This is a genomic window from Gammaproteobacteria bacterium (assembly GCA_016716465.1).
Classification (GTDB): Bacteria; Pseudomonadota; Gammaproteobacteria; order SZUA-140; family SZUA-140; genus JADJWH01.
This window is the reverse complement of record JADJWH010000005.1, coordinates 12,543-26,675: the sequence shown is the minus strand read 5'-3', so window position 1 is coordinate 26,675 and position 14,133 is coordinate 12,543. Positions and strand designations below refer to the sequence as shown.

Sequence of the window (14,133 nt, the reverse complement as noted above, 5' to 3'; positions counted from 1 at the left end):
GGTCACAGAAATTTCGCGCAGAATCCGCCGCGCCGTGCTCAGCCCGCCCGGGAAGACAGCAGCGCGCGCATCTTCACGATCACCGGCGCGGTCTCCGGCCGCACGCCGCGCCAGAGGAAAAAGGATTCCGCCGCCTGCTCGACCAGCATGCCCAGACCGTCCACGGCGCGCGCCGCGCCGTGCGCCTGCGCCCACCGCAGGAACGGCGTGGGCCGCGCCGCGTACATCATGTCGTAGCACACACAGCCCGGCGCCAGCACCGACGGCGGCAGGGGCAGTTCCGCGCCGTGCAGACTCGCCGCCGTCCCGTTGATGATCAGATCGAATTCGCGTCCGGCCAGGGCCTCGAATGAACAAGCGCTCACCCGCGACACCGCGTCGGAGAATTGCTCCGCCAGTTCCAGGGCCTTGTCGACGCTGCGGTTGGTAATCACCAGTTCGCGCGGACCCTGTTCGAGAATGGGAGCCAGCACCCCGCGCACCGCGCCGCCCGCGCCCGCGATCAGCACGCGCCGGCCGGTGATGGCGGCGTCCAGATTGAGCGTGATGTCGCGCACCAGACCCACGCCGTCGGTGTTGTCACCGAAGGTGGCATCTGCATCGAAGCGGATGGTATTGACCGCACCGGCGCGCTCGGCGCGCGCGCTGCGCCGCTCGACCCAGTCCCAGGCAACGCGCTTGAAGGGCACGGTGACATTGAGCCCCTTGCCGCCGGCGGCGCTGAAATTCCCGGCCGCCTGCTCGAACCCGCCCTCGTCCACCTGGATCGCCTCGTAGACCAGACGCTGGCCGGTCTGGCGCGCAAACTCGGCGTGGATGGCGGGCGACAGGCTGTGCGAGACCGGATTGCCCATCACCGCGTAGCGGTCCGGGGGGGCGTCGAAATCAAACAGCGAAGACATGAATCGAGGTTAAAGAGTCAGGCGGAAAGATACAAGAATCCGGGTCATGGTGCGGACGCGGGGCGCCGGAAGTCCGGGAACGGTGCGCGACCCCCGGATTCCACACTTTTCCCGCGCTAGGTCTTCAGCCAGGCGGCCGCCTCGCGGGCGAAATAGGTCAGGATGGCGTCCGCGCCGGCGCGCTTCATCGCCAGCAGGCTTTCCATGACCACGGCGCGCTCGTTCAGCCAGCCGCGCTCCGCCGCCGCCTTCAGCATGGCGTATTCGCCGCTGACCTGATAGACGAACGTGGGCGCCCCGAATTCGTCCTTGATGCGACGCACGATGTCGAGGTAAGGCAGGCCCGGCTTGATCATGACCATGTCGGCGCCTTCCTCCAGATCGAGCGCCACCTCCCACAAGGCCTCATCGGAATTGGCGGGATCCATCTGGTAGCTGTACTTGTCGCCGCCGCCGAGATTGGCCGCCGAACCGACGGCGTCGCGGAAGGGACCGTAAAAATTGGAGGCATACTTCGCCGCGTAGGCGAGGATGCGGGTGTTGACGTGGCCGGCCTCCTCCAGCGCCCGGCGGATCGCGCCAATGCGGCCATCCATCATGTCCGAGGGCGCGACGATATCGGCGCCCGCCTCGGCATGCGACAAGGCCTGGCGCACCAGCACCTCGACTGTCGCGTCGTTCACCACATAACCGGTGTCGTCGATCAGCCCGTCCTGTCCGTGGGTGGTGAACGGGTCGAGCGCGACATCGGTGATGACGCCGAGACCGGGCAGCGCCTGCTTTAGCGCGCGCACCGCGCGCTGCGCCAAGCCGTCCGGATTGTAGGCCTCGCGCGCGTCGAGCGACTTGCGCTCGGGCGGGGTGACCGGAAACAGCGCCAGCGCCGGGATGCCCAGCGCGGCGACCGTTGCGGCCTCGCCCAGCAGTTCGTCGATGCTGAGCCGCTCCACGCCCGGCATGGACGGCACCGCCTCGCGGCGGCGTTCGCCTTCCAGCACGAAAACGGGGTAAATGAGATCGTCAGCACTGAGGCGGGTCTCGCGCATCAGGCGGCGGCTGAAATCACTGCGCCGCATGCGACGCAGGCGCCGACCCGGATAGCGGCCCGAAAAATCTCTGGATGATGAAGTCATATCTCAGCAGCCGCGCACGGCCCAAGCCGTCACTTGCGGCGTGCCGGGCGTTTCGCTTTGACCTTCTTCTTTATCACGGCCTTTTTCTTCGGCACCGGCTTTTTCTTCGCGGCGGTCTTCTTCGTAACGACCTTCTTTTTCGTCGCGCCCTTCTTCTTCAGCGCGGGCTTCGCACGGGCGAGCGTTTTCTTCTTGACGGTCGCCTTCTTGCCGGCAGCGGGTTTCTTCTTCGCAACGGGCCTCTTCCTGGCCACGGCCGTCTTCTTGCCCGTTGGTCTTGACGGCTTCTTCTTGGTGGCGGGCTTCTTCTTCGCAGCGGGTTTCTTCTTCGGCGCCGCCTTCTTGGTCACTGCGGCGGGCTTCGCCTTGGCCGCCGCCGTCTTCTTCACCGCCGGCTTGCCGCCGGCGGCTTTTGCGGTCACTGCCGGCGTAGCCGGGACGGCGGGCGCGGCCATGGCCGCCTTGGCCACCTGCGTGGCGCGCTGGGCCTCCTGCACGACCTGCTTGATGGCGGCGAAGATATGCGCGATCTCGCCCACACCCTGCACGGTCTTGAGCCGGTTCTGCGCGCGATAGTATTCAATGAGCGGTGACGTCTGCGCCTCGTAGACCCGCAACCGGTTGCCGATGGTCTCCTCGTTGTCGTCCGCCCGGTGACGCAGATTGCCCCCGCACTTGTCGCAGCGGTCTTCCAGCTTGGACGGCGAACTGTAGATGTTGTAGGTCTGGCCGCAGGACTCGCAGGTGCGGCGCCCGGTCATGCGCTGCATCAGGATATCGAGGTCGACATCGATCAGGAGGGCGGCATCAAGCGGCTGTTCCATGCGATCGAGCATCGCATCCAGGGTCTGCGCCTGCGCCAGATTGCGGGGAAATCCATCAAGAATGAATCCGTTGCGGGCATCCGGCTGCGACAGACGCTCGCGGATCATCGCCAGCACCAGATCGTCCGATACCAGCCGGCCGGCATCCATTGCCGCCTTGGCCTGCAGGCCGAGCGGCGTCCCCGACTTGACCGCGGCGCGCAGCAGGTCCCCGGTCGAGATCTGCGGCACCCGGTATTGCTCCGTCAGCAACTTGGCCTGTGTCCCCTTCCCCGAGCCTGGCGCCCCCAGCAATACGATTCTCATATCGTTTACCCCGTCCTAAATTATTGGTCTTTTTTCATAAAGATCAACGATTTCAATATCTTGTCAACTCAAGGAGCGGAGCGGCCGCATCCATGACGGCGCTCATCAGGCAGACAAATGACATGACGTATGCTTATACCGTTTTTTCTCTTCCCTGCAAAGCGTATTTTATGGAGTCGAAGCGTTCGCGTTCTGTTCGGCCATGTCATGACTAGGGAGGGGATCCGCAATGACCCGACGCAATGCCTTTTACGCACAGTCCGGCGGCGTCACCGCCGTCATCAATGCCTCCGCCTGCGGCGTGATCGAGACCGCGCGCCAGCACCGGGACAGGATCGGCCGGGTATATGCCGGCCGTAACGGCATCATCGGCGCCCTGACCGAAGACCTGATCGATACCGGCAGGGAAACCCGCCGCGCCATCGCCGGGCTGCGCCACACACCGTCCGGGGCGTTCGGTTCCTGCCGCTACAAGCTCAAGGGACTGGAACAGAACCGGCGTGAATACGAGCGCCTGATCGAGGTATTCGCGGCGCACGACATCGGTTATTTCTTTTACAACGGCGGCGGCGATTCCGCGGATACCTGTCTCAAGATCTCACAGCTATCCGCCAGTCTCGGCTACCCGGTCCAGGCCATCCACATCCCGAAGACCGTCGATAACGATCTGCCGATCACCGACAACTGCCCGGGCTTCGGTTCGGTGGCCAAGTACGTCGCGGTCTCGACGCGCGAGGCCAGCTTCGACGTCGCATCGATGGCCAAGACCTCCACCAAGGTCTTCGTGCTCGAGGTCATGGGCCGCCATGCCGGCTGGATCGCCGCCGCCGGAGGACTCGCCGCCGACGCGGACCTCGACCTGCCGGTCGTCATCCTGTTCCCGGAGATCCCGTTCGAGGCGGACCGGTTTCTGGCCCGGGTCGACGCCATGGTGCGTCAATATGGCTACTGCTCGGTCGTGGTCTCCGAAGGTGTGCGGGGAAGCGACGGCAAGTTCCTGTCCGATCAGGGCCTGCGCGACGCCTTCGGTCACGCGCAGCTCGGTGGCGTCGCCCCCGTGATCGCCGCTCTGATCAGGCAACGACTTGGTCTCAAATACCACTGGGGCGTGGCGGACTATCTGCAACGGGCCGCGCGCCACATTGCCTCGAAGACGGATGTGGATCAGGCCTACGCCGTCGGCAAGGCCGCGGTGCAGCTCGCGCTCAAGGGTCACAACGCCGTCATGCCGACCATCGAGCGCCTCTCCAATCGCCCGTATCGCTGGAAGATCGGGCTGGCCCCACTCGACAAGGTCGCCAACGTGGAAAAGATGATGCCGAAGAATTTCATCACGAAGGACGGCTTCGGCATCACCGCGGCGTGCCGCGCCTATCTGCTGCCGCTCATCCGGGGAGAGGACTATCCGCCCTACAAGAACGGCCTGCCGGCGTACGTACGGACGAAGAACGTGCCGGTTCCGAAACGGCTCACGGCGGGATTCGAACTGAAGTAAGGGTCTGCGCGGGCGGCAAGTGCCGCCCGCGCGATTCCACCGTCATCGCAACAGCGGCGCGATCACCAGGCTGACGATGGCGAGCACGTTGATCAGGATGTTCATCGAGGGACCGGAGGTGTCCTTGAACGGATCCCCGACCGTATCGCCGACGACACAGGCCTTGTGGACATCGGAACCCTTGCCGCCCAGGTTGCCCTTTTCGACGTATTTTTTGGCGTTGTCCCACGCCCCGCCGGCATTCGACATGGTCAGGGCCAGCAACACGCCGCCCAACAGCGCGCCGCCCAGCATGCCGCCCAGGGCCTGCGGCCCGATGCCGAAGCCGACCACCACCGGCGCCACCACGGCCAGCACCCCCGGCAGCACCATGCGCTTGAGCGCGGCCTGGGTCGCGATGTCGACGCAGCGGGCATTATCCGGCCGGGCGGTGCCTTCGAGCAGGCCGGGGATCTCGCGGAACTGACGGCGGATCTCCTTGATCATGTCGAAGGCGGCATCGCCGACCGCGGTCATGGTCAGGGACGCCACCAGGAACGGGAAGATGCCGCCGAGGAACAGCCCGGTCAACACCTCCGGATCGCCCAGATCGAGACTGAAATCGGGCACATGCAGCGAGACGTCCTGGACGAAGGCGGTGATGATGGCCAGGGCCGCCAGCGCCGCGGCGCCGATCGCGAATCCCTTGCCGATCGCCGCGGTGGTATTGCCGAGCTCATCCAGCGAATCGGTGATCTTGCGCGTCTCGGCGCCGAGCCCGCCCATCTCGGCGATGCCACCCGCATTGTCCGCCACCGGTCCGTAGGCGTCGATCGCCATCGTGATACCGACGGTGGCCAGCATGCCGACGGCGGCGATGCCGACACCATATAGCCCGCACAGCTGGGTGGAGATGAAGATGATGGCGCAGATCGTCAGTACCGGAATCACGACGGAGTACATCCCGGTCGCGATCCCGGTGATCATCACCGTGGCCGGCCCGGTCTCGCCCGACTGCGCCAGCCGCCGCACCGGCTTGCCTCCGGTGAAGTACTCCGTTACCAGGCCGATGATGATGCCGCCAGCGGATCCGACCAGCACCGCCCCCCATACCGAGGCTGTGATACCGACGGCCTGCACGACGAAGTAGGCGGCCACGATGAACAGGACCGAGGCGCTGATGGTGCCGGTGCGCAACGCCACCTCGGGCGACCTGGAAGAGAACTGTCGCACCAGCAGGATCCCCAGCACCGAGCAGACCAGGCCGGCCGATGCGAGCGCCAATGGCAGGAACATCAGGTCCTGGCGTTCGCCGAGCTGCGCCAGCTTGTCCAGCGCCATGGTGGAGGCCATCGCGATGGTCGCGATCATCGCGCCACAATAGGATTCGAAGATGTCCGAACCCATGCCGGCCACATCGCCCACGTTGTCGCCGACGTTGTCCGCGATCACGCCCGGATTGCGCGGATCGTCCTCCGGAATCCCGGCCTCGACCTTCCCGACCAGATCGGCGCCGACGTCCGCGCTCTTGGTGTAGATGCCGCCGCCGACGCGCGAGAACAGCGCGACGCTGGAAGCCCCCATCCCGAAGCCGTGGATGGCGAACGAACTCTGCGGGTCACCCCCGAAGAGCAGGTACAAAATCCCGAGCCCCATCAGGCCAATGGAGGCCACGGTGAGACCCATGATCGAGCCGCCGAAAAAGGCGATGGTGAGCGCGGTCGGAGCGCCGGCATTGTGCGCCGCCATGGTAGTGCGCACATTGGCGCGGGTGGCGGCGTACATGCCGATATACCCGGCCGCGGCCGAGGCCAGCGCGCCCAGCACGAAGGCAAAGGCGGTATTGACCCCCAGCGGGGACATCAGGATGAGGAGGCCGACCACCAGGATGAAGATGGCGAGGATGCTGTACTCGCGCCGCAGAAAGACCATCGCGCCGAGCTGGATGGCCTCGGCGATCTCGGCGATACGGCCCTCCGCGGCGGGATACCGCCGGATCGCGACATACAGCAGGAAGGCGACCAAGAGACCCAACACTCCCAATACCGGTGGTACCATTTGCAGACTGACCATGATTTCCCCCTCTCTTTTGTTGTAAAGAACGGCGGCGTTCGTGGCTGGCCAAACGGCTGACGGCAGGATCTGAACTATCGCGGCGGTGCTACCCCTCCGGTTCATGCGGCGCTGCGATGCGCGCCAGCGACGTAGTTTGGCTTGTGTTCCGAGACTGAGCGGTACCAAGCATAGGTAAAAGGTTCTCTCCGCGCAACGAATACGCCCGCGGCACCACCGGGGGCTACGGGATCACGCGAGAGTCGTGCTAAGGTAACTCCACGGACACGACGAGCGGGACGATCCCGCCATTCCATCACCATGCCCGAACACAGCCACCACCATCATGCCCATATGGCGGACCGGAGCGGTACGGTTGACCGTTCCCTGCTGTGGGCCTTTCTGCTCACGCTGAGCTTTGCACTGATCGAGGCGGTAGGCGGCTGGCTGGCGGATTCGCTGGCCCTGCTCGGGGATGCCGGGCACATGTTTTCGGACATGACGGCGCTCGGTCTCGCCGCCCTGGCCGCCTGGGTCTCGCGCCAGCCGCCCTCCCCGCGCCACTCGTATGGATTGGCGCGCGCCGAGGCCGTCGCCGCCCTGTTCAACGGCTCACTGATGGTCGCCGTGGTGATCGGCATCTGCTGGCACGCCGTGCAGCGCCTGCAGGCGCCCACCCCGGTCGACAGCGGCATCGTCATCGTGATCGCCGCCGCAGGCCTGGCCATCAATCTGATCGTATTCCGCCTGCTGCATGCCAGCGAAAAATCCCTCAATGTCCGTGCGGCACTGCTCCACGTCCTGGGCGATCTGCTCGGTTCGGCGGCGGCGCTGGCCTCCGGTATCGTTATCTATTTCACGGGATGGAACGCCATCGATCCGATCCTGTCCTTCCTGATCTGCGCGCTGATCCTGATGTCCAGTCTGCGGCTTCTGCGTGAGGTATTGCACGTCATCATGGAGGGCGTGCCCCACTACCTCGATCTGCGCCAGGTCGGCGCCGCCATGGCGGGCCTGTCGGGCGTGAAGGAGGTGCACGATCTGCACATCTGGACGCTGGCAAGCGGGCGGGTGGCGCTCTCGGCGCATGTCGTGATCCACGATATGTCTCAATGGGACAACCAGTTGGCCGAGCTGCAGCACCTGCTTCACGAGCGATTCGACATCGAGCATGTCACCCTGCAGCCGGAGCCGGCCATGCGCACGACCCGCCTCCACCGCATGGACGCCCAGTCAAAGCGGGCGAATCAGAGTGGTTAGGGCGCCGCGCCGATCACTGACCGGGGAATAGCCTCCGCGCAGTTTCGGGCTGTTCTGCTAGAATATCCCCCAGCATCGGGTATCCCATTCTTCAGGAGTTGAACCATGTCCAATCTCGTCAGACCCCATGGCAGCGCCGCCCTCAAGCCCCTGCTGCTGGAAGGCACGGCGCTGACCGCCGAACGGGCGCGCGCCGCGAATCTGCCCAAGGTACACATCAGTTCGCGCGAAACCGGCGACCTCATCATGCTCGGCATCGGCGGCTTCACCCCGCTCGATGGTTTCATGACCCGCGCCGACTGGCAGGGGGTATGCGACGGCATGAAGCTGGCCAATGGCCTGTTCTGGCCCATCCCGATCACGCTCTCCACCGACAAGGCGACAGCCGAGGGCATCAAGACCGGCGGCGAGGTCGCGCTGGTGGACCGCGAGAGCGGCGAGATCATGGCGACCATGCGGGTGACCGAGAAATACGCCATCGACAAGGCACACGAATGCGCCATGGTGTTCAAGACCACCGACCCCGCCCATCCGGGGGTGAAGATGGTGATGGAACAGGGCGACGTGAATCTGGCGGGCCCGGTGAAGGTACTGTCGCAGGGCCGTTTCCCGATCGACTTCGCCGATGTCTACATGACACCGGCCGAGACGCGCAAACTGTTCGAGGCCAAGGGCTGGAGCACGGTGGTGGCGTTCCAGACCCGCAACCCGCTGCACCGTTCGCACGAATATCTGGTGAAGATCGCCATCGAGATCTGCGACGGCGTGATGATCCACTCCCTGCTCGGCAAGCTCAAGCCGGGCGACATCCCCTCCGATGTCCGCGTCAAGGCCATCAACGCCCTGGTGGAAAACTATTTCGTGAAGGACACCGTGGTGCAGTCGGGCTATCCGCTCGACATGCGCTACGCGGGTCCGCGCGAGGCGCTGCTGCATGCCCTGTTCCGCCAGAATTACGGCTGCTCACACCTGATCGTGGGCCGCGACCACGCCGGCGTCGGCGAATACTACGGCCCCTTCGATGCGCAGCACATCTTCGACGAGATCCCGGCCGATGCGCTGGAAACCAAGCCGCTCAAGATCGACTGGACCTTCTGGTGCTTCAAGTGCAACGGCATGGCCTCCATGCGCACCTGCCCGCATGAGGGATCGGATCGCCTGCTCCTTTCCGGCACCAAGCTGCGCAAGGCACTGTCGGAGAACGACCATGTCCCGCCCGAGTTCAGCCGACCGGAAGTGCTGGAGGTCCTGCGGGAATACTACGCCAACCTGAAGGACGAAGACCGTGTCGAGGTGAAACTGAGCGGACACTCCGCCAAATAAGCCGGCGCCGCGGCTCCGAAGGAAACGCCGCCCGCGGGCGGCGTTTCCTTTTATGGACGGATGTCCGTTGCGCTACTGCAGCGCGATGAACAGCGCCAGTTCTCCACGCTGAACGTTGAGCAGGAGACGGTTGTCGCCAGGATTGATCGCCCGCCGCATTTCCTCGATCGATGTCACCGCTTGCCGGTTGACCGCCACCACGACATCGCCCGGACGCAGTCCGCTGCGTTGCGCCGCGCTGCTCGCCTTGATGTCGACGACGACCACTCCTTCGATGCGGCCGTACAGCGGCGAACTTTCGTCGAGGTCACCGAACAGGGCGCCGGCCAGGCGCGGATTCAGCGTCTCGCCCGCGATCTGCTCCTGCACCGGCGCGGTGATCTCCGCGGTCAGCGTACGGCGCTTGCCGTCGCGCACGATCTCGACCTTGATTCTTTCGCCGATCCGCAGCAGACCGATCGCCGTGCGCAACTCGGAACGGGTTCGGATCTCGCGGCCGTTGATGTTGACGATGATATCCCCGCTCTTGACCCCCGCCTTGGCCGCGGGCGTGTTGTCACCCACCTGAACCACCACCACGCCCTGGCTCAGATCGTGTACCCCGAAGGCCTGGGCAAGTTCCGGCGTGAGATCCTGCGCCGCGATGCCCAACTGTCCGCGCCGAACCTCGCCGTACTCGACGAGCTGCGCCATGATCTGCGAGGCCATGTTGGCCGGAATGGCGAAGCCGATGCCGACATTACCGCCGCCGGGCGCGATGATCGCCGTGTTCACGCCGACCAGCTCCCCGCGCAGATTCACCAGGGCGCCGCCGGAATTTCCGGGGTTGATCGAGGCATCGGTCTGGATGAAGTCCTCATAGCCCTCGATCCCGAGACCGCTGCGCCCCAGCGCGCTGACGATCCCGGAAGTCACCGTCTGGCCCAACCCGAAGGGATTGCCGATGGCGACCACGAAATCACCGACGCGCAGGCGGGACGAATCCGCCAGCGCCAGCGCGGTGAGGCCTTCGGCAGGGATCTGGATGACCGCGACATCCGCCTCCGGATCGGCGCCAATGAGCTTGGCGGTCAGTTGGCGGCCGTCCATCAGCGTGACGCGGATCTCCGTCGCCTTGTCCACCACGTGATTGTTGGTGAGGACATAGCCTTTCTCGGCGTCGATGATCACACCCGATCCCAGGCTCTGCGCCTGGCGTTCCAGCGGGCGCTCCGGCAGATTGAAGAACCGGCGGAAAAACGGATCGCTCAGCAGCGGATTGTTCTGTACCGGCACCCGGCTGAGGGTGGAAATATTCACCACCGCCGGCATCACCCGCTCCAGCATCGGGGCGAGGCTCGGCAATTGCTCGCCCTGCGCATCGACGGCGGGCAGCGACGCGGACGCACCGGCGGTAATCGTGGCGCCGGTACACAGGGCGAGAATACAGACCGTCGTCAAAAAAACACGGCGTTTTCCTTTCATGACCTCTCCAAATTCCTCTGAATGACTGCGACTAACCGCATTCGACCGAGCCTCAAAGCGATTTGTTCCTATCTTCCCGCATTCCGGGCCGCCATACCGCGATATTCCAAGATTCACAGCTTATCCACAGCTTGCTCGATCATTTTGCCCCGACATTCCCAAGCTTATACACAGGAAACACAATATATTGTGTTTCTAATCTGAAAGGAGCATCATTCACCCTCATTCGTCGAGACCGGGATCTCGGTCGAATTGATGTCCGATATAAAGCATCATCATTTTGTTTTATATATAAATTATTTTATTTCCATATTTTTTTATGGAGATTATTGATCCCGCTTACTAAAACATCCCGTCCCATAAGCATCGACACAATATATTGTGTCGATGCTTATGGGGTCGCATAAAAAACGATAACGATCAATAAGGAGAATTACCAACGATGGAATCTGTACACCTGCGCGTGGTCGCATCCGACGCCTCCGACATTCCGCTGCAAGCCGCTTCCCGCGACATCTGGGACAAAAAATACCGCCTGAAGAGCAAAAGCGGTCGCGTGCTCGACCAAACCATCGATGACACCTATAAACGCATCGCCCGCGCGCTGGCGGACGCGGAAGAGACGCAGGAAAAGCGCGACCAGTGGAACGAAGAGTTCCTGTGGGCCCTGCGTAACGGCGCGATCCCGGCCGGGCGCATCGTCTCCAACGCCGGCGCGCTGGATCACAAGCCGGCGACCTCGACCATCAACTGCACGGTATCCGGCACCATCCAGGACTCGATGGACAATATCCTCGGCAAGGTGCATGAGGCCGGACTCACGCTGAAGGCCGGCTGCGGCATCGGTTATGAATTTTCCACCCTGCGGCCACGCGGGGGCTACGTCTCCGGAGCCGGTGCCTACACCTCCGGCCCGCTGTCGTTCATGGATATCTACGACAAGATGTGCTTCACGGTCTCCTCGGCGGGCGGTCGCCGTGGCGCCCAGATGGGCACCTTCGACATCGGCCATCCGGACGTCATCAATTTCATCCGCGCCAAGCGCGAAGATGGCCGTCTGCGCCAGTTCAATCTCTCGCTGCTGATCACCCAGGAATTCATGGACGCGGTCAGGCATGACCGCGCCTGGCAGCTCGCATTCCCGGCCTCGCCCGCGATGATCGAGCACGGTGAGCTCGATCTCGCCAACCCGGAACAGGTGGTATGGCGCGAGTGGCCGACCAGGGAAGGCTACATCACCAACGAGTCGGGGCTGGTGGCGTGCAAGATCGAGCGCACGATCAAGGCGCGGCACCTGTGGAATCTGATCATGACCTCCACCTACGACTACGCCGAACCCGGCTTCATCCTGATCGACAAGGTCAACGAGATGAACAACAACTGGTTCTGCGAGAACATCCGCGCCACCAATCCCTGTGGCGAACAGCCATTGCCGCCCTACGGCTCCTGCCTGCTGGGATCGATCAATCTGACCAAGTTCGTGCACAACCCCTTTTCCGATCGTGCCTACTTCGACTGGGACAACTATCGCAAGGCGGTCGCGATCTTCACCCGCATGCTCGACAACGTAGTCGAGATCAACGGCCTGCCGCTCGAACAACAGCGTGACGAGATCCGGAACAAGCGCCGTCACGGCATGGGCTATCTCGGGCTGGGTTCCACCCTCACCATGCTGCGCATGAAGTACGGCGCCAGGGACGCGCTCGAATTCACCGAGCGCGTGACGCGCGAGATGGCGCTGGTGGGCTGGGAAACCGCGCTGGACCTCGCCATCGAGAAGGGACCGGCCCCGATCCTGGAGCAGGAATTCTCGATCACCGCGGAAATGCTGCGCAAACGGCCCGAAATGGCGCGCGACGGCTATAAGCTCGGTGACCGCGTCAAGGGCAAGATCCTGCACGCCCGCTACAGCCGCTACATGCAGCGCATCGCCGAGGTCGCGCCCGAACTGGTCGACCGTCTGGCCGACATCGGCGCGCGCTTCACCCACCATACCTCGATCGCGCCCACCGGCACGATCTCGCTGTCGCTGGCCAACAACGCGAGCAACGGCATCGAGCCCAGCTTCGCCCACCATTACTTCCGCAACGTCATCCGCGAGGGACGGAAGACGAAGGAGAAAGTCGACGTCTACTCCTTCGAGCTGCTCGCCTACCGCGAGCTGATCAACCCCAAGGCCGTACCGGACTCCGAGAAGGAAGGGGAGCGCCTGCCGGAATATTTCGTTTCAGCCGACAATATCACGCCTAAGGAACACGTCGACGTTCAGGCCGCCGCGCAGAAATGGGTCGACTCCTCGATCTCGAAGACGGCCAACGTCCCGAGCGACTACGACTACGAGAAATTCAAGGACATCTATTTCTACGCCTATGAACAGGGACTCAAGGGCTGCACCACCTTCCGCTTCAACCCGGAGGCGTTCCAGGGCGTGCTGGTCAAGGAAAAGGATCTCGCGAACACCCTCTACCGCTTCAAGCTGCAGGACGGCACGACTGTAGAGGCGAAAGGCAACGAGGAGATCGAGTACGACGGCGAAACCCATTCCGCCGCAAATCTGTACGATGCCCTCAAGGAAGGCTACTACGGCAAGTATTGACGGATGACGACATTCTGCACGGAGAAACCCCGGACATGGCAATAAAGATTGAAAACAAGATCATCGGCTACGAGGTGGCCAAGGACGAGGCGGAGTCGGAGGAGAACACCAAGACCTCGAACATCATTCACATGCACGAGAAGCTCGAGCGGCCGGACATGCTGCTCGGCTCGACCTACAAGGTCAAGACGCCGCTTACCGAGCATGCGCTTTATGTGACGATCAACGACATCGTGCTGAACCCGGACACGGAGCATGAACTGCGGCGTCCGTTCGAGATCTTCATCAACTCGAAGAACATGGACCACTTCCAGTGGATCGTGGCGCTTACCCGCATCATTTCCGCCGTTTTCCGCAAGGGCGGTGATGTCACTTTCCTGGTGGAGGAACTGCATTCCGTGTTCGATCCGCGGGGCGGCTATTTCAAGCGCGGCGGGAAATTCATGCCCTCGCTGGTCGCCGAGATCGGCGACGTCATCGAGAACCACCTGCGCTTCATCGGATTGATCAAGGGTGAGCGGCTGGACGAGCATCAGAAGCAGTTCGTCGAGGCAAAACGGCGTGAATACGATCAGGCACCGGGTCAGAAGGCCGACGAGTCCGCCGGCGCCTTCCCCGAGGGGGCACAGCTCTGTGCCAAGTGCCATACCAAGGCAATGATCCAGATGGACGGGTGCCTGACCTGCCTGAATTGCGGTGACTCCAAATGCGGTTGACCGGGGCGGCCGGGCATCATTCCGGCCCCGCCTGATCACACGGCGCGGTAAGCAATTGTTTCTACGGTATTAAGCTTATGTTC

At 63.4% G+C, this 14,133-nt stretch carries 10 protein-coding genes; 5 read left to right on the top strand and 5 right to left on the bottom strand.

Annotated features, from left to right (window positions below; all coding sequences use genetic code 11):
• Positions 1-38 precede the first annotated feature (38 nt).
• The 3 genes from aroE to IPM20_10960 form a co-directional block, all read right to left on the bottom strand.
• Positions 39-902 (bottom strand): shikimate dehydrogenase, encoded by an 864-nt coding sequence (gene aroE, locus IPM20_10970; protein ID MBK9132140.1) that lies wholly within the window; start codon positions 900-902, stop codon positions 39-41.
• Between the two features lie 116 nt (positions 903-1,018).
• Positions 1,019-2,035 (bottom strand): porphobilinogen synthase, encoded by a 1,017-nt coding sequence (gene hemB / locus IPM20_10965; GenBank protein MBK9132139.1) that lies wholly within the window; start codon positions 2,033-2,035, stop codon positions 1,019-1,021.
• Between the two features lie 29 nt (positions 2,036-2,064).
• Positions 2,065-3,165, bottom strand: coding sequence for an adenylate kinase (locus IPM20_10960; GenBank protein MBK9132138.1), 1,101 nt, complete (start codon positions 3,163-3,165; stop codon positions 2,065-2,067).
• A 229-nt stretch (positions 3,166-3,394) separates the two neighbouring features.
• Between IPM20_10960 and IPM20_10955 the strand changes: the two genes are divergently transcribed.
• Positions 3,395-4,660: a 6-phosphofructokinase gene (locus tag IPM20_10955; protein MBK9132137.1), complete on the top strand. Its 1,266-nt coding sequence runs from the start codon at positions 3,395-3,397 to the stop codon at positions 4,658-4,660.
• A gap of 42 nt (positions 4,661-4,702) precedes the next feature.
• Here the strand turns inward: IPM20_10955 and IPM20_10950 are convergent, their stop codons facing one another.
• Positions 4,703-6,712 (bottom strand): sodium-translocating pyrophosphatase, encoded by a 2,010-nt coding sequence (locus IPM20_10950; GenBank protein ID MBK9132136.1) that lies wholly within the window; start codon positions 6,710-6,712, stop codon positions 4,703-4,705.
• 300 nt (positions 6,713-7,012) lie between these two features.
• Between IPM20_10950 and IPM20_10945 the strand changes: the two genes are divergently transcribed.
• A complete protein-coding gene (locus IPM20_10945) occupies positions 7,013-7,951 on the top strand; it encodes a cation transporter (protein ID MBK9132135.1) in 939 nt (312 codons plus the stop codon).
• Positions 7,952-8,056: 105 nt separating this feature from the next.
• Positions 8,057-9,274, top strand: a complete 1,218-nt coding sequence (sat, locus tag IPM20_10940; protein MBK9132134.1) for a sulfate adenylyltransferase — start codon at positions 8,057-8,059, stop codon at positions 9,272-9,274.
• Positions 9,275-9,346: 72 nt separating this feature from the next.
• Here the strand turns inward: sat and IPM20_10935 are convergent, their stop codons facing one another.
• Positions 9,347-10,738, bottom strand: coding sequence for a DegQ family serine endoprotease (locus IPM20_10935; GenBank protein ID MBK9132133.1), 1,392 nt, complete (start codon positions 10,736-10,738; stop codon positions 9,347-9,349).
• Between the two features lie 442 nt (positions 10,739-11,180).
• Between IPM20_10935 and IPM20_10930 the strand changes: the two genes are divergently transcribed.
• Positions 11,181-13,334: an adenosylcobalamin-dependent ribonucleoside-diphosphate reductase gene (locus IPM20_10930; protein MBK9132132.1), complete on the top strand. Its 2,154-nt coding sequence runs from the start codon at positions 11,181-11,183 to the stop codon at positions 13,332-13,334.
• Between the two features lie 35 nt (positions 13,335-13,369).
• Positions 13,370-14,050, top strand: a complete 681-nt coding sequence (locus IPM20_10925; protein ID MBK9132131.1) for an NrdJb — start codon at positions 13,370-13,372, stop codon at positions 14,048-14,050.
• The last annotated feature ends 83 nt before the right edge of the window (positions 14,051-14,133 follow it).